Origin of the sequence: Caballeronia sp. LjRoot29 (genome assembly GCF_964252755.1) — a bacterium.
Lineage (GTDB): Bacteria > Pseudomonadota > Gammaproteobacteria > Burkholderiales > Burkholderiaceae > Caballeronia.
Genome location: NZ_CAXUPU020000014.1, coordinates 100925 through 124236 on the forward strand (window position 1 = coordinate 100925; position 23312 = coordinate 124236).

At 60.0% G+C, this 23312-nt stretch carries 21 protein-coding genes and 1 pseudogene; 15 read left to right on the forward strand and 7 right to left on the reverse strand.

Features of this window, described 5'->3' with window-relative positions; genetic code table 11:
- The first annotated feature begins 14 nt into the window (after nt 1-14).
- Nucleotides 15-1217 (forward strand): MFS transporter, encoded by a 1203-nt coding sequence (locus ACSQ83_RS17405; protein ID WP_414953210.1) that lies wholly within the window; start codon nt 15-17, stop codon nt 1215-1217.
- 80 nt (nt 1218-1297) lie between these two features.
- Complete coding sequence (locus ACSQ83_RS17410) at nt 1298-1825, forward strand: single-stranded DNA-binding protein (RefSeq protein WP_436229022.1); 528 nt, start codon at nt 1298-1300, stop codon at nt 1823-1825.
- A 69-nt stretch (nt 1826-1894) separates the two neighbouring features.
- Here the strand turns inward: ACSQ83_RS17410 and ACSQ83_RS17415 are convergent.
- Nucleotides 1895-2470: pseudogene (locus ACSQ83_RS17415) on the reverse strand (transposase domain-containing protein); the annotation flags it as partial.
- 283 nt (nt 2471-2753) lie between these two features.
- On the opposite strand from ACSQ83_RS17415, the gene ACSQ83_RS17420 reads away from it, so the two are divergent.
- Together ACSQ83_RS17420 and ACSQ83_RS17425 are read left to right on the forward strand one after the other, a co-directional pair.
- Entirely contained in the window at nt 2754-3170 is a 417-nt protein-coding gene (locus ACSQ83_RS17420) for a CHRD domain-containing protein (RefSeq protein WP_414949676.1), read from the forward strand.
- Between the two features lie 115 nt (nt 3171-3285).
- Nucleotides 3286-4221, forward strand: a complete 936-nt coding sequence (locus ACSQ83_RS17425; RefSeq protein ID WP_436228988.1) for an alpha/beta hydrolase — start codon at nt 3286-3288, stop codon at nt 4219-4221.
- Between the two features lie 8 nt (nt 4222-4229).
- On the opposite strand, the gene ACSQ83_RS17430 is transcribed toward ACSQ83_RS17425, so the two are convergent.
- Entirely contained in the window at nt 4230-5072 is an 843-nt protein-coding gene (locus ACSQ83_RS17430; protein WP_436228989.1) for an EcsC family protein, read from the reverse strand.
- A 105-nt stretch (nt 5073-5177) separates the two neighbouring features.
- On the opposite strand from ACSQ83_RS17430, the gene ACSQ83_RS17435 reads away from it, so the two are divergent.
- The gene (locus ACSQ83_RS17435; protein ID WP_436228990.1) at nt 5178-6776 is read left to right on the forward strand and encodes an MDR family MFS transporter; all 1599 of its coding nucleotides are present in this window, start codon (nt 5178-5180) and stop codon (nt 6774-6776) included.
- A gap of 95 nt (nt 6777-6871) precedes the next feature.
- On the forward strand, nt 6872-7360 hold the full coding sequence (locus tag ACSQ83_RS17440; RefSeq protein ID WP_436229023.1) for a MarR family winged helix-turn-helix transcriptional regulator: 489 nt from the start codon (nt 6872-6874) through the stop codon (nt 7358-7360).
- Nucleotides 7361-7362: 2 nt separating this feature from the next.
- On the opposite strand, the gene ACSQ83_RS17445 is transcribed toward ACSQ83_RS17440, so the two are convergent.
- Nucleotides 7363-8637, reverse strand: a complete 1275-nt coding sequence (locus ACSQ83_RS17445) for an amino acid deaminase (RefSeq protein WP_436228991.1) — start codon at nt 8635-8637, stop codon at nt 7363-7365.
- A 147-nt stretch (nt 8638-8784) separates the two neighbouring features.
- On the opposite strand from ACSQ83_RS17445, the gene ACSQ83_RS17450 reads away from it, so the two are divergent.
- The 3 genes from ACSQ83_RS17450 to ACSQ83_RS17460 are packed head-to-tail and all read left to right on the forward strand — an operon-like array spanning nt 8785 to nt 11580.
- Nucleotides 8785-9696: a MurR/RpiR family transcriptional regulator gene (locus tag ACSQ83_RS17450; RefSeq protein ID WP_436228992.1), complete on the forward strand. Its 912-nt coding sequence runs from the start codon at nt 8785-8787 to the stop codon at nt 9694-9696.
- A 2-nt stretch (nt 9697-9698) separates the two neighbouring features.
- Entirely contained in the window at nt 9699-11180 is a 1482-nt protein-coding gene (locus tag ACSQ83_RS17455) for an N-acyl-D-amino-acid deacylase family protein (protein ID WP_436228993.1), read from the forward strand.
- A 19-nt stretch (nt 11181-11199) separates the two neighbouring features.
- Complete coding sequence (locus ACSQ83_RS17460; RefSeq protein ID WP_031357567.1) at nt 11200-11580, forward strand: RidA family protein; 381 nt, start codon at nt 11200-11202, stop codon at nt 11578-11580.
- A gap of 52 nt (nt 11581-11632) precedes the next feature.
- On the opposite strand, the gene queF is transcribed toward ACSQ83_RS17460, so the two are convergent.
- The 4 genes from queF to ACSQ83_RS17480 are packed head-to-tail and all read right to left on the reverse strand — an operon-like array spanning nt 11633 to nt 15259.
- On the reverse strand, nt 11633-12463 hold the full coding sequence (gene queF, locus ACSQ83_RS17465; RefSeq protein ID WP_436228994.1) for an NADPH-dependent 7-cyano-7-deazaguanine reductase QueF: 831 nt from the start codon (nt 12461-12463) through the stop codon (nt 11633-11635).
- Nucleotides 12460-13368, reverse strand: coding sequence for a 5'-nucleotidase (locus tag ACSQ83_RS17470; protein ID WP_414969033.1), 909 nt, complete (start codon nt 13366-13368; stop codon nt 12460-12462). The genes queF and ACSQ83_RS17470 overlap by 4 nt, the downstream gene beginning before the upstream one ends.
- A 6-nt stretch (nt 13369-13374) precedes the next feature.
- Complete coding sequence (ilvA, locus tag ACSQ83_RS17475) at nt 13375-14898, reverse strand: threonine ammonia-lyase, biosynthetic (protein WP_436228995.1); 1524 nt, start codon at nt 14896-14898, stop codon at nt 13375-13377.
- A gap of 49 nt (nt 14899-14947) precedes the next feature.
- Complete coding sequence (locus ACSQ83_RS17480) at nt 14948-15259, reverse strand: hypothetical protein (protein ID WP_436228996.1); 312 nt, start codon at nt 15257-15259, stop codon at nt 14948-14950.
- A 268-nt stretch (nt 15260-15527) separates the two neighbouring features.
- Here ACSQ83_RS17480 and ACSQ83_RS17485 point away from each other — a divergent pair, with 268 nt between their 5' ends.
- From ACSQ83_RS17485 to ACSQ83_RS17510, 6 genes are all read left to right on the forward strand, one after another.
- Nucleotides 15528-19619, forward strand: a complete 4092-nt coding sequence (locus ACSQ83_RS17485) for a DUF3683 domain-containing protein (RefSeq protein WP_436228997.1) — start codon at nt 15528-15530, stop codon at nt 19617-19619.
- Between the two features lie 36 nt (nt 19620-19655).
- Nucleotides 19656-20084, forward strand: coding sequence for an HIT family protein (locus ACSQ83_RS17490; RefSeq protein WP_414949673.1), 429 nt, complete (start codon nt 19656-19658; stop codon nt 20082-20084).
- 64 nt (nt 20085-20148) lie between these two features.
- Nucleotides 20149-20559, forward strand: coding sequence for a gamma-butyrobetaine hydroxylase-like domain-containing protein (locus ACSQ83_RS17495; protein ID WP_436228998.1), 411 nt, complete (start codon nt 20149-20151; stop codon nt 20557-20559).
- A gap of 97 nt (nt 20560-20656) precedes the next feature.
- Entirely contained in the window at nt 20657-21388 is a 732-nt protein-coding gene (gene ubiE, locus ACSQ83_RS17500) for a bifunctional demethylmenaquinone methyltransferase/2-methoxy-6-polyprenyl-1,4-benzoquinol methylase UbiE (protein WP_436228999.1), read from the forward strand.
- A 25-nt stretch (nt 21389-21413) separates the two neighbouring features.
- A complete protein-coding gene (locus ACSQ83_RS17505; RefSeq protein ID WP_436229000.1) occupies nt 21414-22433 on the forward strand; it encodes a Tim44 domain-containing protein in 1020 nt (339 codons plus the stop codon).
- 170 nt (nt 22434-22603) lie between these two features.
- Nucleotides 22604-23305, forward strand: coding sequence for a ubiquinone biosynthesis accessory factor UbiJ (locus ACSQ83_RS17510; protein ID WP_414949469.1), 702 nt, complete (start codon nt 22604-22606; stop codon nt 23303-23305).
- Nucleotides 23306-23312 lie beyond the last annotated feature (7 nt).

Consider the following 23312-nt stretch of genomic DNA (forward strand, 5'->3'; position numbering starts at 1 on the left):
ATTACCTCGTCCCGATGTCCAATCCGTCTGCTACGTCCACACGTCTGAGCGCGCCCGAGTTGCGTGCGACCGTGTCGCTTGCCGCTATCTTTGCGCTGCGCATGCTCGGTCTCTTCATGATCATGCCGGTGTTTTCGATCTACGCGAGAACCATCCCCGGCGGTGACAACGTGCTGCTGGTCGGCATTGCGCTCGGCGCTTACGGCGTCACGCAGTCGCTGCTTTACATCTTCTATGGGTGGGTGTCCGACAAGCTCGGGCGCAAGCCCGTCATTGCTTTCGGGCTGATCGTGTTTGCAATCGGCAGCTTCGTGGCGGCGGTCGGCCATTCCATGACGTGGATCATTGTCGGCCGGGTCATCCAGGGCATGGGAGCGGTATCGTCGGCGGTAATCGCGTTTATTGCCGACCTGACCACGGAAGAAAACCGCACGAAAGCCATGGCCATGGTGGGCGCGAGCATTGGTGTCTCGTTCGCGGTCGCCATTGTGGGCGCGCCAATCGTGTTCCAGTGGGTCGGCATGAGCGGTCTGTTCACGCTGATCGGATTTTTATCGATACTCGCGGTCGGCGTCGTGATCTGGGTCGTCCCGGACGCGCCCAAGCCGCCTGTGCACGTGAAAGCGCCGTTCGCCGAAGTGCTGCACAACGTAGAATTGTTGCGCCTGAACTTTGGCGTGCTGGTGTTGCACGCTACGCAAACCGCTTTGTTTCTCGTTGTGCCGCGCATTCTGGAAGCGGGCGGTTTGCCCGTCGCAGCGCATTGGAAAGTCTATCTACCCGTGATGGGCCTGGCGTTCGTCATGATGGTGCCGGCCATTATTGCCGCCGAAAAACGCGGAAAAATGAAGGCCGTGATGGTCAGCGCCATAGGTCTTATCCTGATTGGCCAGTTGTTACTCGGCGCCGCTCCGCATACCCTGTGGGCAGTGGCCGCAGTTTTGTTCGTGTACTTCCTGGGCTTCAATGTGCTGGAAGCGTCGCAGCCGTCGCTCGTCTCCAAACTCGCGCCTGGCACGAGAAAGGGAGCGGCGGCAGGCGTCTACAACACAACGCAATCCATCGGCCTCGCTATTGGCGGGGTGATCGGCGGCTGGCTATTGAAAGTAGATGGGCAGAGCGCTGTGTTTTTCGCGTGCTCAGGGTTGGTTTTTGCATGGCTGATCGTAGCGCTGAACATGAAACCGCCGCCGCAGAAAGTCCGGCGCACGGCTTGAGCGGCAGTCGTTTTTTGTCGTGCGAGCGCACGGCATCAGGTCAAATTGAATTGAATTGAATCGAATCAACAGGAGAAATCATGGCATCCGTCAATAAGGTCATTCTCGTCGGCAATCTGGGAGCCGATCCGGAAACTCGCTATCTGCCGAGCGGCGACGCCGTGGCCAACATCCGTCTTGCCACCACCGATCGCTTCAAGGACAAGACGTCCGGCGAGATGAAGGAGCTGACGGAATGGCATCGCGTGTCGTTCTTCGGGCGGCTGGCCGAGATCGTGAACGAGTATTTGAAGAAGGGCTCGTCGGTGTATATCGAGGGCCGGATCCGTACGCGTAAATACACCGATCAGGCCGGCGTGGAAAAGTATGCGACCGAGATCGTCGCCGAGCAGATGCAGATGCTGGGCGGACGCAGCGGCGCAGGCGGCGGTGGCGATGAAGGTTACAGCCGTGCACCGGCCGAGCGCAGCAGTGGCGGCGGTGGTGCTAGCCGTGGCGCCGCAGCGGGCGGACGTCCTGCGGGCGGCGGCAACGCTGGCGGCGCGAGCCGTCCGAGCGCGCCTGCGGGCGGCGGTTTCGACGAAATGGACGACGATATCCCGTTTTAAGAAGCTACTAAGGTAGATTTTTGTTGATTGGAGCCCGTGTTGCCTTTGCGCACGGGCTTTTTCTTTACCCACACTGTTGGTGTCGTAGCGACCGAAATTGATATCGGCGACCAGATGCGTCGGAATCGCGGTGAGCGTCACTGCGCGCACTTGCGGATAACTGGCCACCTTGCCACTGGCGTAACCCTGTGCGCCGATGTGCTCACGGTTGGCCGGGCTGTCGGGCGTGCGCAGCGTGGTGCCGTCCATCGCCCACAGACTCAACCCCTTGAATGCATGGTGAGCCGCGTCTTGCGTCGTCCAAGCACGTGCTGTCTGCTCAAACAGCCAAGCCAACGGTGCTTCGCCGACGCGCTGACGCGCCTGCGCCGCCGCGCTCTTGCTGACAAACGGCGCGGCCTCGTTGGGCAACGCTAGATCAAGGCTGTCCAGCACCTCGCTGACTGACCAGTGCCGATACATCGCCAGCGCGATTACCAGCCACACCACTTGTTCCGCGGGCAGGCGGCGGCGCCGGATGCTCGCTGTGCCCGTTGCCTGGACCGCCCGTTCGATCCATTCATAAGGCAGATGCTCAGCCAGCCGGCTCAGCTCGGCTAGCGGCTCTTGCGCTTCGATCAGATAGGTAAGGTGGGCTGAGAGCATCGCGCTGAAAAGTTAACATCTCGACGCGTTGTTTACAACCTCTTCCTGCTTCAAAAACAAAATGCCGCTCAGCTCTTAACTGAACGGCATTACCACTCGCGTGGGGCTTTTTCGCATTTCCAGCCCGGTATTGGCTACCCGGGTTCATTGAAAAGGGCCAGACACGCAAAATGCACTACCATGGCGCGTCGATGAGCAGACGACTCGTTCACTCATCAGTCACCCAGGGAGAGCAAGCATGTTCACGAGATTCAGTCTGCGTAACAGTGTGTTGGGTTTGAGCATGGTGTTGATGTCGTCTGTAGTGTCAATCGCGTCAAGCTCAGCTTTTGCCGATACCGTCGCTTTGCAAGCGAACCTGCAACCGTCGAGTGAAGTGCCTCCGCGCGTGAGCAAGGGGCATGGGATGCTGAAAGCCACCTTCGACACCACGACCAAGACGCTGCAGTGGACCGTGACGTACGCCGAGTTGTCGGGCCCTGCGACGATGGCCCACTTCCATGGCCCCGCGCCGGTGGGCCAGAACGCGAAGGTGCAGGTCGCTATCGATAAGAACGCGCTGCCGAGTCCGATCTCGGGTCAGGCCACGCTTTCCGAGGAACAGGCCAACGAACTGATGGCCGGCCAGTATTACTTCAATATCCACACCGAGAAGAACCCGACTGGAGAGATTCGCGGACAGGTAATGCCGGCGAACTGACGAGGCGTTTTGCTTCGCAGCGCACAGGAAACGCACCGCGGCCCTTTTGGGCCCTCTTCATACGCGACTAGACGAACGATCGTACTATTGACGTTCACGGAAAAGAGGAGTCGCCATGAGTTGGCAAAGTGCGCTCGCTTGCTGGGTTTTACGTCACCGGATGCGGCCCGAAACGGGCAAGCCCGGTATCGATGTTGCGCGAGCCCGGGCATTGACGTCGAAGCGCGTGTGGCTGCCGAAACCGCCGTCGGGCTGGCGTCTTGAAGAGCGATACAGCCAGGACCATGCCCCGCTTCGTGGCGAGTGGCTGTGGCCCGGTCAGCCGTCTGACAGCACGATCCTGTACCTGCATGGTGGCGGTTATTATTTTTGCTCGCCCGCGACGCATCGCGGGCTCGTCTTTCCCCTCGCAAGAAGGTCGGGCGCGCGGACTTTTTCCCTCGATTACCGGCTTGCCCCTGAGCACCCGTTTCCTGCCGCGCTGGACGACGCGCTGGCTGCTTATCGACAACTATTGGCCGATGGCGTGCCGCCTGCCTCCATGGTGATAGCCGGCGATTCGGCCGGCGGCGGTCTTGCGCTTGCGACCTTACTGGCTTTACGCGATGCGGGTGATTCGCTGCCCGCAGGCGCGGTGTTGTTTGCGCCATGGACGGATCTGGCGGCGACTGGCGCGTCGATGACGACCAACGATGGTCGCGATCCCATGTTCTACGGCCGGGCGTTCGCGCCGGCGGGCAAGCTTTATACGGGCAGCGCTAGTGTCCGCAACCCCTACGTGTCACCGCTATACGGGCGCTTCGACGGTCTTCCGCCGCTCTTTGTCCAGGTCGGCGATACCGAAGTGCTGCTCGACGATTCCACGCGCGTTGCGGAGAAAGCGCGTGCGGCGGGCGTCAGTGTCGAGCTTCAGATCTGGCCGAAAATGCCGCACGTCTTCCAGATGTTCGCGCCGTTCGTGCCGGAGGCGAACCGCGCGCTGGAGCAGGCGGCTGGGTTTGTGCGCCGGGTTACGGCTTCTCAAACCGTGGAGACATTGCAGGCAAGCTAGCTAGTGGTTCACTTCCCGCTGCCTATATCGATGGTCTGAAAAGCGCGCTCGACCGCCAGTTGCCCGTATTGCCGCTCCAGCCGCCGTACGGTGAAATGTCCGTGCGCCATCTGCTGGAAATGATCGATGAAAACCGTGTTGACCATGGCCCCCAGCACTGCGCCGATCGCCGGAATCGACTTGGCGGCGACCTGTTCGCTGACCTGCACCGAGAACCGCGACGCCACCGTCTGCAGGAACTTGAGCAATGCAGTCGAGCCGTGTCCGCTCAAACCCTTCGCCGCCAGTTCGCTCGTCGCCTTCGATACCGACTGCGCCAACGTCCCACGCACGATGAAATAGCCGATATCGGCGGCATCGTCGCTCGAACTGGGACCGCCCATGCCGAGCACCATCAAGCATTGCAACTGGGTATCGATGAGGTGTACGTCTTCGCCCTCGCTGCGCGCAATATCGCAGATCGAGCGGAACATCAACGTGGTCGTGACGGGCAATTCCACCGGCAACGCGAATAGTCCAAACGCTCCGCCAGCCGCACCCGTTGTCGCAACAGCCAGCTTGTGCATCAGGTTATGCGGCTTTTCGGGCGGCAGCACGACGCCGTCAACCGTCGTCTTACTGAGCGTGCGCAGCGCGAGTTGCAGGCATTTCTTGAGCGCAGCCTGGGTTGCGTCGTCGATTTTCTCCTGCGCGACGTTCGGCATCCGGGCCATCAGCTTTTCGATCGGCGAGCCAACCACGCTCGCCAATTTCATCGTAAGCGAGGGACTTTCGAGCGCTTCCTTGGCTCGGCGCAAGGTCGCGAGATCTTCCTGCGAGAGGGGCGAAGCGGCGATTGGCGTCGGTTCCATGGCAATTTTAGAAAAGGTTGAGAAGGCGTCTGGCCTTGGATTAGAGCCTTTTGCCGTGCTATGATTCCCATTCTGTTGATAAGTCAATCATTGCGGTATCAAAAAATGGCTGTTCATACTGCCGAGCATCACTCCGCGGGACAAGTGCTCCCGTTTCGCGAATCGCTGATGGCGATGTTGGGCATCTGCTTCGTGACCATGCTGGTCGCACTCGATCAAACCGTGGTGGGCACCGCGTTGCCCACTATCGTCGCTGAACTCAGGGGTTTCGACCTCTACGCCTGGGTCGCCACTTCGTACTTGCTCACATCCGTCATCACCGTGCCTATTTTCGGCCGGCTTGGCGACTATTACGGCCGCAAACCGTTCGTAATCGCGTCTATCGTCGTGTTCACCGTCGCGTCCGCGCTCTGCGGTCTGGCCAACAACATGCTGTTCCTCGTGCTCGCGCGCGGCCTTCAGGGCATTGGCGGCGGCATGCTGGTTGGTACTGCGTTCGCGTGTATTGCCGATCTGTTTCCTGACTCCGTCGTGCGCCTTCGCTGGCAAGTGATGATGAGTTCAGCGTTTGGTATTGCCAACGCGGTCGGTCCATCGCTTGGCGGGATTCTGACCCAATACTACGGCTGGCGCTCCGTCTTCTACGTGAATCTGCCCGTCGGTTTGTTGTCGGTGTTTTTCGTCTGGCGCTTCCTTCCGCACCTTCGGCACGTCAAGCATGAAGGCAAGATGCGTCTGGACTGGCAAGGCGCGGGCCTGATCGCGATTGCGCTGGGTTCGCTGCAATTGTTTGTCGAAATGTTGCCGAAGCACGGGCTGTCGGTGGAATCGTTGATGCTGCTGGTAGTAAGCGTTGCATCCGGTTACGCGCTGTGGAAGTGGGAACGGCGCTGCGATTACGCCATTCTTCCCGTCGATATGTTCCACAACAAGAGCCTCTCTGCGCTCTTTACGCTCGCGATTCTCGGCGGTTTCACGATGTTTTCGCTGCTGTTCTACGCGCCTCTGCTATTTCAGGGCGGTTTTGGCATGTCGCCGAAAGACGCCGGCCTGATGATCACGCCGCTGGTGGTGTTCATTACGATCGGCAGTATCGTGAATGGACGGATTGTGACGCGTGTGAAGAATCCGAATGCCATGTTGTTTGTCGGTTTCGCGTTGCTCGCGCTGGCGTGCCTCGGCGTAGTGATCGCCACGCGCTCAATGCCGCGACCCCTGTTGATGGTGTTCATGGTGCTGGGCGGAATGGGCCTGGGTTTTGTCATGCCGAACCTGACCGTGTTCGCGCAATTGACTGCGGGAAGGGAGCATCTGGGTATTGCGACGGCGCTGCTGCAGTCGCTGCGCATGATTGGCGGGATGATTGGCACGGCGCTGACGGGTACGCTGATCAGCCATCTGTATGCGAGCGGCGTGCAGCTTTCACTTGAAAAAGCCAACGCCAACCACTGGTTTGGCGACCTGAGCGATCCGCAGATCCTGATCAATCACGACGCGCAAACCACGCTGCTGTCGCAGCTTGCGAGCGCGGGTCATGACGGCGCGATGCTGCTTGAATCGGCACGCGAGTCGCTGGTTGCGGCTATTCACATTGGTCTCGCGGTGGCAGCTGTTGTGGCGGTGCTGGCGGTGTGGCAATCGCGTCGCGTACCGCCGGTGCGCTTGAAGGGCGTGAAGGTTGAACCGACGATAGTGGCCGAATGAGCGCGACATCAGAAGCCGGGCACGCGAAGAACGACGCGCAAACGCGCAACACGGAAGCAACTAGCATTAAAGCAGTCAGCCGGGAACCAATCAGCATGGACGAGACGGAACGTATCGCCTTCATACAGCAGTTTGGGCGCACTTATCGAACGTTCATGCAGGCGTTCGAGTCGCAGGTCGGCCATCCAATGCCGCGTTGGCGCATCCTGCTTGCGCTGCACGATCATGCAGGCGAGTTGTCGCAGAAGCGGCTGGTCGAAAGGCTCCGCGTGGATCCGGGCGCGCTCACGCGGCAGTTGAAGACGCTGGAGGCGCTGGGCTGGATTGTGCGTAGTGTCGACCAGCGTGACAACCGGGTATCGAACGTGGTTCTCACCGATGCCGGCCGCGCCGTCACCGAAGCCGGCATGCCGCGCCGCAATGCCTTCCTTCACGAGACACTGTCGACGCTTCCTGACGACGCCGTCACCGCGCTCTCCGGCGCGTTGCGTGCGCTTGAGCAGCGCATCCAGGAAGTGGCCGCCGGAACCGCCGAATTGAACGGCCCGGGCGAGCTTGGAAGTCCCGTCTCCGACGACGCTTAAGCTTAGAACGACGTTTCGATCACTTCCTTCACGCGATATTTTGTATCGACGACCAGAATCTGGCGCCATTTGTCGAAGGTGAGGCAAGGGTGCGAGATGTCGAAGGCGATCATGTCGCCGACCTTGATGTCGTCGCCCGGTTTGATCCGCAAATACGCATGCTGGTCCATCATGCCGAAGATCTCCCAGCCTTCATCGCTCGCAATGTCGCGAGGCCATTGCGTACCGGGACGGAAGTGGCGAGCGGGTTCGGGCATGCCGGCATCGAACGCGGCATCGCGTTTTCCCAGGCCAATGATCACGCGATCCGGCTCCGGAATCGATTGCACATAGGCCCACAATTGCAGCGCCGGTTTTAACCCTTCGCCCATCTTTTTCGCAATCGGGTTGCGCGCGAAAATCTCGCTCTGCGCTTTCTTGTACACGCCCACATCGTGCGTCAGGTAACAGCCCGGACGCAGGATCACTTCGATAGCATCGCTGTTCGCTTTCGCGAATTCATCGGCGACAACGTCGTACCACGCCGATCCCGCGCCCGACAAAATGGCCGGCTTGCGCTCGATCTTGCCGTCGTCGACCAGCTTGCGCGTCACGTCCACCGCGTGCTGCAGAAACGCCCGCACCTTCGTTTCGTCCTGCAACACGCCCTCATATATCTCGACGCCGGTTAGCTTCACGGCATCGGGCCAGCGTGCAATGGCTGCCAGCACCGCGTCGCGCTGCGCGTCGTCGCGAATACCCGTTCGGCCGCCCGCCACGCCCAGTTCCAGCAGCACGTTCACGTGCTTGTTCACATCGCTGAAAAACGCGCCGAGCTGGTCGACGTTGTCCGCCGAATCCACCAGGCAATGGAACTCAAAATTGGGATCGGTCAGCAATTCCGCGATCATGCCCATGTTGCGTTTGCCGACCAGCTGATTCGCCATCAGCACACGCTGCACACCGCCGCGATACGCCGCGCGCACCTGATGTGCCGTGGCAAGCGTGATGCCCCACGCGCCGGCGTCCAGCTGGCGGCGGAACAATTGCGGCGCCATGGTCGTCTTGCCGTGCGGCGCGAGTTTTACGCCGTATTCAGCCACGAACGCTTGCATCCACTTCAGGTTGTGCTCGATCCGGTCCGCGTAGAGGACGGCGGCCGGCAGGCTCACGTCCTCGTCGAGCAGATTCCAGTCAAGGCGCGCGGCATCTACCAGATGCACGCTGACGCCCGGCACCATGCCCAGACCCTTGCCAAATGGGTCGATTGTCGCGCTTTGATAGTTTGTAACTTTCATGTGCTGCTACTCCATCTTCCGTTTGTATAGAGTTGGGGGCTTGTTTTGCTGTATCCGATTTAATATCGAGATTGACGCGACAATGGTACAGAAAGTACGATGCCCAAGACATTGTTATTTAGTACCACGCCTGCCGAAAAGGTTTTCATGAACGTGTCATCCGAACCGCCCGCTTTCGATATCGTCGCCCGGATTGCCGAGCGCGCGCCCGAATTGCGTTCGGCGGAACGGAAGGTCGCGGCGCTCATTCTCGACGATTTGACCGGCGCATCGCGCGCCAGCATCGGTGCGCTCGCAAAAAAAGCCGAGGTCAGCATTGCGACCGTGACGCGTTTTGCGAAGGCGGTCGGGTGCCATGACGTCCGCGAGCTTAAATTGCGGCTGGCTCAGGCGGCGGCGGTTGGCCAGCGGTTTTTGCGCGGCGGTTCGTATGACGAAACCGATGCCGACGATCCCGCCGATTCCCTCGCCGCCCGTATTTTCGACGATATCCAGACTACGCTCGCCCACAATCGCGGCGCGCTGCGGGCGGCGCCGATTGCCGCTGCCGCCGACGCGCTCGCCGATGCCCGGATGATCTACGTGTTCGGCATGGGCGGAGGCTCGACCGCGTTAGCCGATGAAATGCGCTTTCGTCTGGTTCGGCTGGGGCGCCCGGTGGCGTCGTATCAGGATGGCTTACTGCAGCGGATGGTCGCCGCGACGCTCTCGCGTGAGCACGTGGTGGTGGCGTTATCGGTGACGGGGCAAACGCCGGAGATGGTCGAAAGCTGCCGGATCGCGCGGGAGTACGGCGCGCGGGTGATTGCGCTGACTGCGCCCGCGTCGCCGCTCGCGCAACTGGCCGACTGGCTGATCCCGATCATCGCGAATGAAACCGATTTTATCTACAAGCCGTCGACATCGCGTTACGCCATGTTGATGGCGCTCGACCTGCTTGTGACCGAACTTGCCGTGAAGCAAGGCGATACGAGCCGCGAGCTTTTGCGGCGCATGAAACACGCGCTGGATGCTTATCGTGGTGGCGGCGTCGACGAACGTCAGCCTTTAGGAGATTGAACATGGCATCGGTTGGAGAACACGTCGATACGCTGATCAAAGGCGCACGGGTGATCGACGGAACGGGCGCACCGGCGGTTCAGCGCGACGTGGCCGTGAAATATGGCCGGATCGTCGCGATCGGTGAGCTGAGCGGCTGGACGGCGGAGAACGTCGTGGAGGCGGAAGGGCGGGTGCTGGCGCCGGGTTTTGTCGATGTCCACACGCACGACGATACCCATGTCATTCGCTCGCCGCAGATGCTGCCGAAGATATCGCAGGGCGTGACGACGGTGATTGTCGGCAACTGCGGCATCAGCGCGTCGCCGGTGACGTTGAAAGGCGATCCGCCCGATCCGATGAACTTGTTAGGCGAACGGCACGATTTCTCTTATCCGACGTTTGCGGCTTATATCGATGCAGTCAACGAAGCGCGTCCGGCGGTGAACGTGGGCGCGTTGATCGGGCACACGGCGTTGCGGAACAACCATATGGATCGGCTGGATCGCGGGGCGTCGGCTGAGGAAATCGACGGCATGCGCGCGCAGCTGGAAGAAGCGTTGTCGCATGGCGCGCTTGGGTTGAGCAGTGGTCTTGCCTACGGCTCGGCGTTCAGCGCACCGCCGGAAGAAGTGATGGCGCTGGCCGAGCCTTTGGCCAACGCCGGCGCGTTGTACACCACGCACATGCGCACCGAATTCGATGCGATTCTCGACGCAATGAACGAGGCGTATCAAGTCGGCAAGCATGCGCGCGTTCCCGTCGTGATCTCGCATTTGAAGTGCGCGGGGCCATCGAACTGGGGGCGTAGCACGGAGGTTTTGGCGTCGCTTGAAAACACGCGCGAGGGTCAGCCGGTTGGATGCGATTGTTATCCGTACAACCGGAGTTCATCGACGCTCGATTTGAAGCAGGTGACCGGCGATATCGACATCACGATCACGTGGTCGGAACCGCATCCGGAGATGGCGGGGAAGTTGATTTCCGAGGTTGCCGCCGAATGGAACGTGACGCAGCAGGAGGCGGGCAAGCGCTTGCAGCCGGCGGGCGCGGTTTATCACAACATGTCGGAAGACGATGTCCGGCGGATTCTGTCGCATCCGGCAACCATGGTCGGTTCCGATGGTTTGCCGAATGATCCGCTGCCGCATCCACGTTTGTGGGGCGCGTTTCCGCGAGTGCTGGGGCATTACGCGCGGGATACGTCGCTGATCGCGCTTGAGGAAGCGGTGCGCAAGATGACGGGGTTATCGGCGCGGCGATTTGGGTTGTCGGAGCGCGGTCAGATTCAAGTGGGATATCACGCAGATCTCGTTCTCTTCGATGCCGACAAGGTCCGCGATAAAGCTACGTTCGCCAAGCCTCGGCAGGAGGCGGATGGTATCGATGCGGTTTGGGTAAATGGCGTGCTTTCTTATTTCGACGGCGCTGTGACCGGATTAAGAGCGGGACATTTTGTGGCGCGCGGCGAGGGTTCCAGACTCGATGCGCATGGGCACTTTTGATTAACGTTGAGGATGTGCAATGAAACGATATGGCGTGGAAGGCGGTAAAGGACAAGGCGGTGCGGTAATGCCGTTTTCGCGGGCTGTGGAAGCGGACGGATGGCTTTTTGTTTCGGGTCAAACGCCGATGGAAAACGGCGAAGTTATTGAAGGCGGGATTGTTGCCCAATCGCATAAGGCTATCCAGAATGTTTTCGCGATTTTGAAAGAAGCCGGATATGGCGCGGAGCATGTCGTGCGTTGCGGCGTTTGGCTCGATGATCCGCGGGATTTTGCATCGTTCAACAAGGTGTTCAAGGAATACTTTGGCGAACATCCGCCGGCACGCGCTTGCGTGGTTTCATCGATGGTGATCGATTGCAAGGTTGAAGTGGATTGCGTGGCTTATAAGAAGGCCTGAGGGATGTTTTATTCGCGCCGGGGGATGCTTATGCCAGCCGGCGCGAATGCCCCTATTGTCGCGCTAGTCTCGCATTATCCGGCAACGGCAAATTGAAGTTTGTCCTGAACGGGTTGATATCCAAACCGCCGCGCCTCGTATAGCGCGCATAAATGGCCAACCGTTCAGGCTTGCACTCGCGCATCACGTCGAGAAATATCTGTTCGACGCATTGCTCATGAAACCCGGTATGTTCCCGATAAGAAATGATATATCGCAGCAATCCGGCATGATCGATTGGCGCACCAACATAACGAATCTGCACGCTGCCCCAATCCGGTTGCCCAGTCACCGGACAATTCGATTTCAGAAGATTGGAAAACAGCGTTTCATCCACCGGCGATTCGCCAAAAGACGCCCGTAATAGCGATGGATCCGGTGAATAAACTTCAGCATCCAGATCCAGCCGATCCAGCGATAACCCCTCAAACTCCTCCATCTTCAGCTTCACGCCAAACTCATAAGGCGCGACAAGCTGCACGGAAACATTCGCCCCGCACACCGCGGAAACGTCCTTGCGAATGGCCGCTCGAACATCATCGATAGAATCAAACGCGGTCTGCGAGAAAGATCCCAGATACAGCTTGAACGACTTCGACTCGACAATATTGGGCGAATCCGCTGGCACGATAAAAGTCGCCACCGCGATCTGCGGTTTGCCCTTCTTGTTCAGCCACGAGAGCTCGTAGGCATTCCAGATATCGGTGCCGAAGAACGGCAACGCGCCGGTGAGTCCGAGCGCGTCGCGCCCCGGCCTTCTATCGATGAGAAAGAGCAGCGCCGGATCGTACCGTTCGGTGTACTGGACCGGCTTGCCAAGAGGAGAGTGTTCGGGCGTATTCATGATGAGGCGTTCGATATGCCACTCGGAACATGCCCCGTCGCTGTCACAACGCGAGCCGATTCAATATGGCCAATTTGGTCGTCGAAGAAAAAGTCGGGTTCGAACTTGCCCAGGAACGGGCCTTTGTTCAATCCACCGAGGAACATCGCTTCGTCGATTTCGATGTTCCAGGCCATCAACGTCCGGATCGCCCGCTCGTGCGCGGGCGCCGATCGCGCCGTGACAAGCGCCGTGCGAATCCGCATCCGCGATGTGGCATGGCTAAGTTTTTGCAGCTTGTGAAGTGCTTCCAGCAACGGCTTCAACGGCCCGTTCGCCAACGCCAGGTCCTTCTTGCCGACTTCATGCTCCACAAACGCCGGCAAGCCCTGCGCCTGGAACACCTGCTCGGCTTCGTCGGAGAAAAGCACGGCATCGCCGTCGAAAGCGATTCGAATTTCGTCAGGATACCGGCTCGCGGCAAGCGGCGCTCGCGGCACGACCGTCGCGGCGGGAAAGCCGGCGGCGAGGGCATCGCGGACATCGGCTGAATTCGCCGACAAGAATAACGACGCGCGAAACGGTTCCAGGTAGCCAAACGGTGATCGGCCACGCGTGAACACCCCGCGTTCGATCACCAGTCCATGCTCCTTGCACGAACTGAACGCCCGCAGACCGCTGATAGGATCGCTGCGCGACAGGATCACGACTTCCACGCGACGTTCGCCGTCCACGTTCAACGCGAGCAACTTCTCGATCAGCGAGAACGCAATGCCGGGTTTAGCCGGAACATGAAGCCGCGAGCGCTGCAGCGCCTCGTATTCGCGCGAGTCGCCGGCTTCGTAGACTTCGTTTTCTTCTTCGAAATCAAACAGCGCGCGCGATGAAATCGCGACCACCAGCTTGTCGTCCAGCGTGAAGGCCATGCGGCGTCAGGCCAGGAATAGCTTGTAGACGGGGTTCGCACCTTCGTCCCACCACGGATAACCCAAGGTCGCGAGGAATTGCCCGAAGGCCGCGTTGTCCGATGCCGGGACCTGGACGCCAACGAGAATTGAGCTGGTGTCCGCGCCCTGGTTCCGGTAATGGAACAGGCTGATATTCCAGTTTGGCGCCATCGACGAAAGGAATTTCATCAGCGCGCCCGGACGCTCGGGGAATTCGAAGCGCAGCAGGCGTTCGTCTTGCGCGAGCGGCGAATGGCCGCCGACCATGTAACGAATATGTTGCTTCGAGAGTTCGTCGTGGCTGAGATCGACCGTAGCAAATCCATGTTCGATAAACGCATTCGCCATCTGCACCGCTTCGCCGCGCGTCTTGATCTGCACACCGACGAAGATATGGGCGGCGTGGGCATCGGCTATCCGGTAGTTGAATTCGGTCACGCTGCGTGTGCCGACCAGTTCGCAGAAGCGCTTAAAACTGCCGCGTTCTTCCGGAATGGTCACCGCGAACACCGCTTCGCGCGCTTCACCCACTTCTGCCCGTTCGGCCACAAAACGCATGCGGTCGAAGTTCATGTTCGCGCCGGACGTCACGGCGACCAGCGTCTTTGCTTCGAGCCCGTCGCGCTCGGCGTAGAGTTTTGCACCCGCAACCGCCAGCGCGCCCGACGGTTCCAGCACGCTGCGCGTGTCCTGGAAAACGTCCTTGATTGCGGCGCAGAGGGCGTCGGTATCTACCGTAATGACTTCGTCGAGCAACTCGCGGCACAGCCGGAATGTCTCCTCGCCGACGAGTTTTACCGCCGTGCCGTCGGCAAAGAGACCGACTTCAGCCAGCGTGACGCGCTCGCCTGCCTCGATGGATTGCTTCATCGCGCACGAATCGATGGCTTGCACGCCAATCACGCGAATCTCCGGGCGCACGGCCTTGACGTACGCTGCAACGCCTGCCGCGAGCCCGCCGCCGCCGATAGGAACAAAAATGGCGTGGATCGGGCCTTGATGCTGGCGCAGGATTTCCATCGCGACGGTGCCCTGGCCGGCGATCACGTCGGGGTCATCGAAAGGATGAACGAAGGTCAGGCCGCGCTGTTCCTGCAACTTGACGGCGTGGCCGTACGCGTCGCTATAGGATTCGCCGTGCTGGACGATCTCCACGGTCGGGCCGCCGAACGCACGCATGGCGTCAATCTTGACCTGGGGCGTGGTGACCGGCACGACAATGACGGCCTTGCAGCCAAGCCGCGTGGCCGAATAAGCGACGCCTTGCGCATGATTTCCCGCCGATGCCGTGATCACGCCGCGTGCCAGCACGTCAGCGGAAAGCTGCACCATCTTGTTGTACGCGCCGCGAATCTTGAACGAGAAAACCGGCTGGTTGTCTTCGCGTTTCAGGTAGACCGAGTTGTGCAGCCGCGCGGACAAATTGCGGGCGGGTTCGAGCTCGCTTTCGCGGGCGACGTCGTAGACGCGCGCGGTCAGGACTTTCTTGAGGTAATCGGGGTGTGTCATTCCGGAGCCGTTCGCGCGGCTGTGCGCGCCATTTTTGAGAGCGAAAGCATCAATAATAGCGCAGGGGGTCGGTGGAACGGGTTTCCGGCGTTCGATGGCTGCTGGTACGCCGGAACGGGCAATCGGCCATCGGTCCCAACTGCCCACAAGAAATCCGGCCGCCGCGCTCCGGCCCCAATGCCCGCGAAATCCCCAATCCGCCGGCGAAAAAACCATCAAAAATGCGTCGAAATTTGGCAGGCATAAAGCCCTTCAACCCGCTACCGCCTGCGAACGGCAAACATCCTGATGAGTTAGAATTCCTTTTTCGATACAGGATCGGAAGATGCAACGGCAGTCCCGGACCGGCTTTTTGACGCATGTTCCCCGCGACGCTCTACGCGAGTGCTGCGCGCTCTGCTGCGCTACCCACGCGGCTTCGGAACGACATGCGCGTCATCAGCGATCGTGGCGCTGATTCCGGCCTCTCGAAGGTTTTGCATCGCTCGCCACCCTCTGTCACTTCCTGCCGGCGAGCACCTTCACAAAAAGTATCACTCGAAAATCTGCGCCTCCCCGCGCAATGCCGGCTATAGCGCTGCTCGTGATCTCATTGTCAGCGTAAGCGCCGGCTCACCGAACTGTCGAATATGAACGCACCCCAAGCCTTCGATCCGAACGGCGCCGCGCATGCCGTGGCCCTGGATACCGAGCCGCGCCTGCGCGAAATTCCCTATAACTACACCTCGTTTTCCGATCGCGAAATCGTCATTCGCCTGCTCGGCGAGGAAGCTTGGGCAGCGCTGGCCATTCTGCGCAGCGAGCGCCGCACGGGCCGCTCGGCTCGGATGCTCTATGAAGTCCTCGGCGATATCTGGGTCGTGCGCCGTAATCCGTATCTGCAAGACGATCTGCTCGATAACCCCAAACGCCGCGCATTGCTGATCGAAGCGTTGAATCACCGTCTGGGCGATATCGAAAAGCGCCGCAAAGCGGATCTTTCGCAACATCAGGACGATGCCGGCCGGGATCGCGCGGCGCGGGTGGAATTGCTGATCAGCGCCGCTTGCCGCGCGGTCGAAGATTTCAAGAAAGAGTTCGAGCAAACCTACGATCTGCGCAAGAAGGCATCGAAGGTCTTGGGAAAGGTCACTGAAAAAGACAACATCAAGTTCGATGGCCTGTCGCGCGTCTCCCACGTGACCGATGCAACGGACTGGCGCGTCGAATACCCGTTCGTCGTGTTGACGCCGGATACCGAAGCGGAAATTGCCGGGATGATCAAGGCGTGCTTCGAACTCGGGCTGACCGTGATCCCGCGCGGAGGCGGCACGGGATATACCGGCGGCGCAATTCCGTTGACGCCGTTCGCGGCCGTTATCAACACCGAAAAGCTCGAACAGCTTGGCCCCGTCGAAATGACGGATCTGCCGGGCGTCGACCATAAAGTCGCGACCATTTTTTCGGGCGCGGGCGTGGTTACGCGGCGGGTGACCGAAGCCGCCGAACACGCTGGTTTCGTGTTCGCGGTCGACCCAACGTCGCTGGATGCATCGTGTGTCGGCGGCAATGTCGCGATGAACGCCGGCGGCAAGAAGGCCGTGCTGTGGGGCACGGCGCTCGACAATCTGGCCTGGTGGCGCATGGTCGATCCGCAGGGCGACTGGCTCGAAGTCACGCGCCTGGATCACAACTGCGGCAAGATTCACGACATCCCCGTGGCGCGTTTCCGGCTCGACTGGTTCGACGGATCGCGTGCGCCGGGCGAGAAATTACTGCGTACCGAATCGCTCGATATTGCCGGCAGCAAGTTCCGCAAGGAAGGGCTTGGCAAGGACGTGACGGATAAATTCCTGTCGGGTCTGCCGGGCGTACAGAAGGAAGGGTGCGACGGGCTGATTACATCGGCGCGATGGATCCTGCACAAGATGCCCGCGCATACGCGCACCGTCTGCCTCGAGTTTTTCGGCCAGGCGCGCGATGCCATTCCGAGCATTGTGGAAATCAAGGATTACTTGTTCGAGACATCGAAGCAGGGCGGCGCGATTCTCGCCGGCCTTGAACATCTCGATGAACGCTATCTGCGCGCGGTCGGTTACGCGACCAAGAGCAAGCGCAACGCGTTTCCGAAGATGGTGCTGATTGGCGATATCGTCGGTAACGATCCAGATGCTGTGGCTCAAGCGACGTCCGAAGTCGTCCGCATGGCGAACGGCAAGAGCGGCGAAGGGTTTGTCGCGGTGAACGCCGAAGCGCGCAAACGCTTCTGGCTCGATCGCTCGCGCACGGCTGCTATCGCCAAGCATACGAACGCGTTCAAGATCAACGAAGACGTCGTGATCCCGCTGAACCGTATGGGCGAGTACACCGATGGGATCGAGCGGATCAATATCGAGTTGTCGATCAAGAACAAGCTGAAACTTGTCGATGCGCTCGAAACGTTCTTCAAGACGGGCAAGCTGCCGCTCGGAAAGAGCGATGACGCCAACGAGATTCCCAGCGCCGAATTGCTCGAAGACCGTGTGCAGCATGCGCTTGAGCTGCTTCAAAAAGTGCGCGAACGCTGGACGTTCATCGGTGAAAAGCTGGATCTGCCGTTGCGGGAAGCGCAGCACTACATGGTTCAGCTTGGCTACGAAGGACTGGCCGAGAAGATGGCGGATCGCGTGGATTCGCAGCCGGGCGTACGTGTGTTCGACGTCGCGCAAGACCGCATTATCCGTATCTCCTGGAAGCAGGAAATCCGCGCCGAATTGCGGCACATTTTCAGTGGCGGCGAGTTCAAGCCGATCCTCGAAGAAGCGCAGAACATTCACAAAGCAGTGCTGCGCGGCCGCGTGTTTGTCGCGCTGCACATGCACGCGGGCGACGGCAACGTCCACACGAACCTCCCGGTCAACTCCGACAACTACGAGATGCTGCAGGACGCGCACGTCGCGGTCGCACGCATCATGAAGCTGGCGCGCGATCTGGACGGCGTGATTTCGGGCGAACACGGCATCGGCATCACGAAGCTGGAATTCCTGACCGAAGACGAGATCTCGGAATTTCGCGAGTACAAACAACGCGTTGATCCGGAAGGCCGTTTCAACGCGGGCAAGCTGCTCGCGGGCGCCGATCTGCGCAACGCCTACACGCCGAGCTTCGGTTTGATGGGTTATGAATCGCTGATCATGCAGCAGTCGGATATTGGCGCGATCGCGGATTCCATCAAGGACTGTCTGCGATGCGGCAAGTGCAAGCCGGTCTGCGCGACGCATGTGCCGCGCGCCAATCTGCTATACAGCCCGCGTAACAAGATTCTCGCGACATCGCTGCTGGTCGAAGCGTTCTTGTACGAAGAGCAGACGCGGCGTGGAGTATCCATCAAGCATTGGGACGAATTCAACGACGTCGCTGACCACTGCACCGTCTGTCACAAGTGCGTGACGCCGTGCCCGGTGAAGATCGATTTCGGCGATGTCACCATGAACATGCGCAACCTGCTGCGCAAGATGGGCAAGAAGAAGTTCAACGCGGGCAATGCGGCCGGCATGTTCTTCCTCAACGCGACGAATCCGCAGACCATCAACCTGGCCCGCACGGCGATGATGGGCGTCGGCTACAAGGCGCAGCGGCTGGGCAATGAAGTGCTGAAGAAATTTGCGAAGAAGCAGACGGCGAAACCACCGGCAACGGTCGGCAAGCCGCCGGTGACGCAGCAAGTCATTCACTTCATGAACAAGAAGATGCCGGGTAACTTGCCGAAGAAGACGGCGCGGGCGTTGCTCGACATTGAGGACAACAAGATTGTCCCGATTATCCGTAATCCGAAGACGACGACATCGGATACGGAAGCCGTCTTCTACTTCCCGGGCTGCGGCTCGGAGCGCCTGTTCTCGCAAGTCGGCCTCGCCACGCAAGCCATGCTGTGGGAAGCGGGCGTGCAGACGGTGTTGCCGCCGGGTTACCTGTGCTGCGGTTATCCGCAACGCGGCGCCGGGCAATTCGATAAAGCCGAGAAGATCGTCACCGATAACCGCGTGCTATTCCATCGCGTGGCCAATACGCTGAACTATCTGGATATCAAGACGGTGGTGGTGTCGTGCGGAACTTGCTACGACCAACTGGCCGGATACGAGTTCGAGAAGATTTTCCCGGGCTGCCGGATTATCGATATCCACGAATTCCTGCTGGAAAAAAACATCAGGCTGGAAGGCGTGACCGGGACGCGTTACATGTATCACGACCCTTGCCATTCACCGATCAAAACAATGGACCCGATCAAGCTCGTGAATGAAATCATGGGTTCGGCGAACGACGGCTACAAGATCGAGAAGAATGACCGATGCTGCGGCGAATCAGGCACGCTCGCCGTCACGCGTCCGGACATTTCGACGCAAGTCCGATTCCGCAAGGAAGAGGAAATCCGCAAGGGCGCGGCGAAGTTGCGCGACATTCCGCTGGTGGGCGAGGCGGGCTCGAACGCGGTGAATATGGCGAACGCGTCGGCGGGAACGGCGGGTGCTGCACCAGGTTCGGTGCTAAAAGCAGGTGATGGCGTTCAATCCGCCGGAACCGACGTCAAGATTCTCACGAGCTGCCCGTCCTGCCTGCAGGGTTTGTCGCGCTATAACGAGGACGCGAACATCGAAGCGGACTATATCGTCGTGGAAATCGCCCGCAAGGTGCTCGGCGCGAGCTGGATGGAAGATTACGTGGCGCGCGCTAACGATGGCGGTATCGAGCGCGTGCTGGTGTAATAGCGGAATCGGGGCTTGTTTCGCTAGAGGAAAATGATGGACTGTGTTTTTTGCCGTGAAGACGGCGGAGAGGTCTTGTGGTCGGACGACGCGGTGCGCGTCGTCCTCGCCGACGAGCCCGAGTGGCCGGGCTTTTGCCGCGTGATCTGGCATGCGCACGTGGCGGAAATGTCCGATCTCGACAACGCCGCGCGCCTCAAGTTGATGACGGCGGTGAACGGGGTGGAGCGCGCGATCCGTCGAATCCTCGCGCCGGCGAAGGTCAATCTCGCCAGTCTCGGCAATCAGGTCCCTCACGTTCACTGGCACGTCATCCCGCGCCACTCCAACGATTCCCGTTTTCCGCTGCCCATCTGGGCGCCGCGCCAGCGCACGGTGTCGCAGGCGCTGCTGTCGAATCGCCGGGCGCAGGCCACCTTGCTGCGCGAAGCAGTACGCGCCGAGATGGCGCTGGCGTTCGGCTGAGACGCTGAAGCTGAACCTTCCAGCCAAGCCGCCCGGGCTAATGACACTCTGATAAAGGCTCACTATGAGCGGACTGACCAAACAAACGCCGATTCCGACGGGCATTGTCGTGCATTCGAAAACGCGCGCACTCGAACTGCAATACGGTAACGATCAGACGTATCGGATACCGTTTGAGCTATTGCGCGTATATTCGCCGTCGGCGGAGGTCCAAGGTCACGGTCCCGGACAAGAAACGCCGCTAACGGGCAAGCGGGACGTGCTGATCAACGCCATCGAGCCGGTCGGCCACTACGCATTGCAACTCGTTTTCTCCGATGGCCACAATACCGGCCTGTATTCCTGGGACATCCTGCATGACCTCGCGGTCCGCCAGGATGAACTCTGGGCCGACTATCTCGCCAAACTGGAAGCGGCGGGCATTGACCGCGATACGCCAATGACGCCAAAAGCGTCCGGTGGACATCGCCACTAACCGGCTTTTACTTCGCAGCGACAATTTGCCACTGCCATCGGCCGACAGCCCGTATCAGGGCGCAGCCAACAACACGAACAAGATGAGGACGAACGCGATGAGCAAGACCCACTTCGGTTTTGAAACGGTCGACGAACAGGAAAAAGCGAAGAAGGTGGCGGGCGTTTTCGATTCGGTCGCGAGCAATTACGACTTGATGAACGACCTGATGTCGGGCGGGCTGCATCGCGCGTGGAAGTTTTTCGCGATCGGCCAGGCGAAGGTGCGTCCAGGCTACAAAGTGCTCGACCTGGCAGGCGGGACGGGCGATCTCGCGAAAGCGTTCGCGAAACAGGCGGGCGAAAAAGGCGAGGTCTGGCACACGGATATCAATGAATCGATGCTGCGCGTCGGCCGTGATCGCCTGATTGACCGGGGTGTGATCACACCCACCCTGATCTGCGATGCCGAGAAGATTCCGTTCCCCGACAATTATTTCGATGTCATTACAGTTGCCTTTGGACTTCGTAATATGACGCACAAAGATGGTGCGTTGACCGAAATGTATCGGGTATTGAAGCCGGGCGGCCGGGTACTGGTTCTGGAGTTCTCGAAGGTATGGGAGCCGTTAAAGAAAGCGTACGATCTCTACAGTTTCAAGTTTTTGCCGTGGCTTGGCGACAAATTCGCGAAAGATGCGGATAGCTATCGCTATCTCGCAGAGTCGATCCGGATGCACCCGGATCAAGAAACTTTAAAAGAAATGATGGAACGCGCGGGATTGGATCGAGTCGAATATTACAATTTGTCAGGTGGCGTGGTAGCGTTGCACGTCGGGACAAAATTTTAGTGTTCCACTTTTATAAGGATTCGAAATGTCCGATACGCGCTTACCCCAAACTCGGGGTTTCCTGAAGTCGTTATTCAGGAAAGCCGGGGTCGTTGCGCTGGCTGGCGTGATCATGGCCGGTGCTTTGATTGCTGAAGATGCAGAGGCACGCCGCATGGGTGGCGGCCGCAGCATGGGCCGTCAGTCAACGAGTGCCGCTCAGCAGAATCAAGCGACGCCGCCGTCGCAGTCCATGCAGCCGGGTCAGGCCGCTAACGCACAGCGTGCGGCACCTGCAGCAGCGCCCGCTGCTGCGGCCGCGCAACCTGCGCGTAACCGCTGGATGGGCCCGCTCGCCGGTCTCGCCGCCGGTCTTGGCATTGCGGCGTTGCTGTCGCACTTCGGTCTTGGCGGCGCGTTCGCTGGCGCAATGGCCAACATGATCATGATCGCGTTGATCGTAATGGCCGCTGTCATGGTGTTCCGCTTCATCATGAACCGCAGGAAAAACGCCCATACGCCAGCGTATGCAACTGGCGGCGGCGCGGGTTCACCGTTTGGCGGATCGGCACGTACCGGGTTTAACTCGCAAGAACCCAGTTATGTACCGCCGTCGGCGTCGGGTGGTTTTGGTCCGTCCGCGGCTGCGCTGAACAGCGCGAACACGATCGAGGCCGCACCGCAGATCGACGTGCCCGCAGGTTTCGACAGCGAAGCGTTCGTGCGAAACGCGAAAGTTTATTTCGTGCGCTTGCAGGACGCGTGGGATCGCGGCAATTCCAACGATATCCGCGAATTCACCACGCCGGAAATGTTCGCGGAAGTGAAGCTGGATATCGATGCACGGGGCACGCAGCCGAACCGTACCGACGTCGTGCAACTCAACGCCGACATCCTGGGCGTCGAGGAACGCGGCACGGAAAGCCTTGCCAGCGTGCGTTTCCACGGTTTGATTCGTGAAGCGGAAGGCGCTGCCGCCGAGCCGTTTATCGAGATCTGGAACTTGTCGAAGCAGAAGTACGGCAACGAAGGCTGGTTGCTGGCCGGGATCCAGCAGGTCAGTTAATTGATCAGCGCGACAGGCTGAAAAAGCCGGTCGTCCCGGCGTTGATAGGCAGGCCTTATGGCTAACGTGATGTTGGCGGTGCTGTGGGGCAAACGACAACGCCAGTTGCAAAGGTAGAATAGAAACCCGCGCGAGTGACCGCTTGCGCGGGTTTTTTCATCTCAGAGCCGATGACGCACGCAGACGAATTCGCCCAACCCGCCGCACCTTCAGCCACTCAGGCCGCAGCCAGAACCGCATCGAAAGCATTCGCGGCGGCTGTGAACCACGTGCTCGCGCGCGAATCCTGGGCCCGCGAGCGGCTTACGCCTTACGCCGGCAAGACCGCGCGGCTGGCGCTCTCGCCGTTCTCGCTGTTGCTGATGGTGCAGCCTGACGGGCTGATTGCCGCCGTCGACGAAACCGAAGCACGCACATTCGACGTCACGCTGTCAGTCCCCGCGGACGCCGTTCCGGCGTTCCTGCAAGGCGGCCAGGCCGCTGCGATGAAACACGTCCGCATAGAGGGCGACGCGGAGTTCGCGACCACGATCGCAAAACTGGCCGAACATCTGCGATGGGAGCCCGAGGAAGATCTGGCGCGCGTCATTGGCGACGGTCCCGCTCACCGCATTGGCTCGACCGTGCGCAAGGTGGGTGAACAAGCCCGCCGCTCAGGACGCAATCTGGTTGAATCGGTGGCCGAATACCTGCTCGACGAACAACCTCAACTCGTGCGCCGCAGCGCTCTCGACACGTTCAATGCCGAACTGTCAGTAGCCCGGGACGCGCTCGCGCGCGTCGAAAAACGCATCGAGCGACTTGAACAAAAAGCCGAAGCCCGAGGCGCGTCAGCGTCCGGCGCCGCGTCAGCGCGCGGCACGAGCAAGTAACGGGCTG

Bases quoted from the DNA above. Each gene is read 5' to 3' on its own strand.
- ACSQ83_RS17405 (WP_414953210.1), top strand. From the start codon at position 15: ATGTCCAATCCGTCTGCTACGTCCACACGTCTGAGCGCGCCCGAGTTG.
- ACSQ83_RS17410 (WP_436229022.1), top strand. From the start codon at position 1,298: ATGGCATCCGTCAATAAGGTCATTCTCGTCGGCAATCTGGGAGCCGAT.
- ACSQ83_RS17420 (WP_414949676.1), top strand. From the start codon at position 2,754: ATGGTGTTGATGTCGTCTGTAGTGTCAATCGCGTCAAGCTCAGCTTTT.
- ACSQ83_RS17425 (WP_436228988.1), top strand. From the start codon at position 3,286: ATGAGTTGGCAAAGTGCGCTCGCTTGCTGGGTTTTACGTCACCGGATG.
- ACSQ83_RS17430 (WP_436228989.1), bottom strand. From the start codon at position 5,072: ATGGAACCGACGCCAATCGCCGCTTCGCCCCTCTCGCAGGAAGATCTC.
- ACSQ83_RS17435 (WP_436228990.1), top strand. From the start codon at position 5,178: ATGGCTGTTCATACTGCCGAGCATCACTCCGCGGGACAAGTGCTCCCG.
- ACSQ83_RS17440 (WP_436229023.1), top strand. From the start codon at position 6,872: ATGGACGAGACGGAACGTATCGCCTTCATACAGCAGTTTGGGCGCACT.
- ACSQ83_RS17445 (WP_436228991.1), bottom strand. From the start codon at position 8,637: ATGAAAGTTACAAACTATCAAAGCGCGACAATCGACCCATTTGGCAAG.
- ACSQ83_RS17450 (WP_436228992.1), top strand. From the start codon at position 8,785: ATGAACGTGTCATCCGAACCGCCCGCTTTCGATATCGTCGCCCGGATT.
- ACSQ83_RS17455 (WP_436228993.1), top strand. From the start codon at position 9,699: ATGGCATCGGTTGGAGAACACGTCGATACGCTGATCAAAGGCGCACGG.
- ACSQ83_RS17460 (WP_031357567.1), top strand. From the start codon at position 11,200: ATGAAACGATATGGCGTGGAAGGCGGTAAAGGACAAGGCGGTGCGGTA.
- queF (WP_436228994.1), bottom strand. From the start codon at position 12,463: ATGAATACGCCCGAACACTCTCCTCTTGGCAAGCCGGTCCAGTACACC.
- ACSQ83_RS17470 (WP_414969033.1), bottom strand. From the start codon at position 13,368: ATGGCCTTCACGCTGGACGACAAGCTGGTGGTCGCGATTTCATCGCGC.
- ilvA (WP_436228995.1), bottom strand. From the start codon at position 14,898: ATGACACACCCCGATTACCTCAAGAAAGTCCTGACCGCGCGCGTCTAC.
- ACSQ83_RS17480 (WP_436228996.1), bottom strand. From the start codon at position 15,259: ATGCGTCAAAAAGCCGGTCCGGGACTGCCGTTGCATCTTCCGATCCTG.
- ACSQ83_RS17485 (WP_436228997.1), top strand. From the start codon at position 15,528: ATGAACGCACCCCAAGCCTTCGATCCGAACGGCGCCGCGCATGCCGTG.
- ACSQ83_RS17490 (WP_414949673.1), top strand. From the start codon at position 19,656: ATGGACTGTGTTTTTTGCCGTGAAGACGGCGGAGAGGTCTTGTGGTCG.
- ACSQ83_RS17495 (WP_436228998.1), top strand. From the start codon at position 20,149: ATGAGCGGACTGACCAAACAAACGCCGATTCCGACGGGCATTGTCGTG.
- ubiE (WP_436228999.1), top strand. From the start codon at position 20,657: ATGAGCAAGACCCACTTCGGTTTTGAAACGGTCGACGAACAGGAAAAA.
- ACSQ83_RS17505 (WP_436229000.1), top strand. From the start codon at position 21,414: ATGTCCGATACGCGCTTACCCCAAACTCGGGGTTTCCTGAAGTCGTTA.
- ACSQ83_RS17510 (WP_414949469.1), top strand. From the start codon at position 22,604: ATGACGCACGCAGACGAATTCGCCCAACCCGCCGCACCTTCAGCCACT.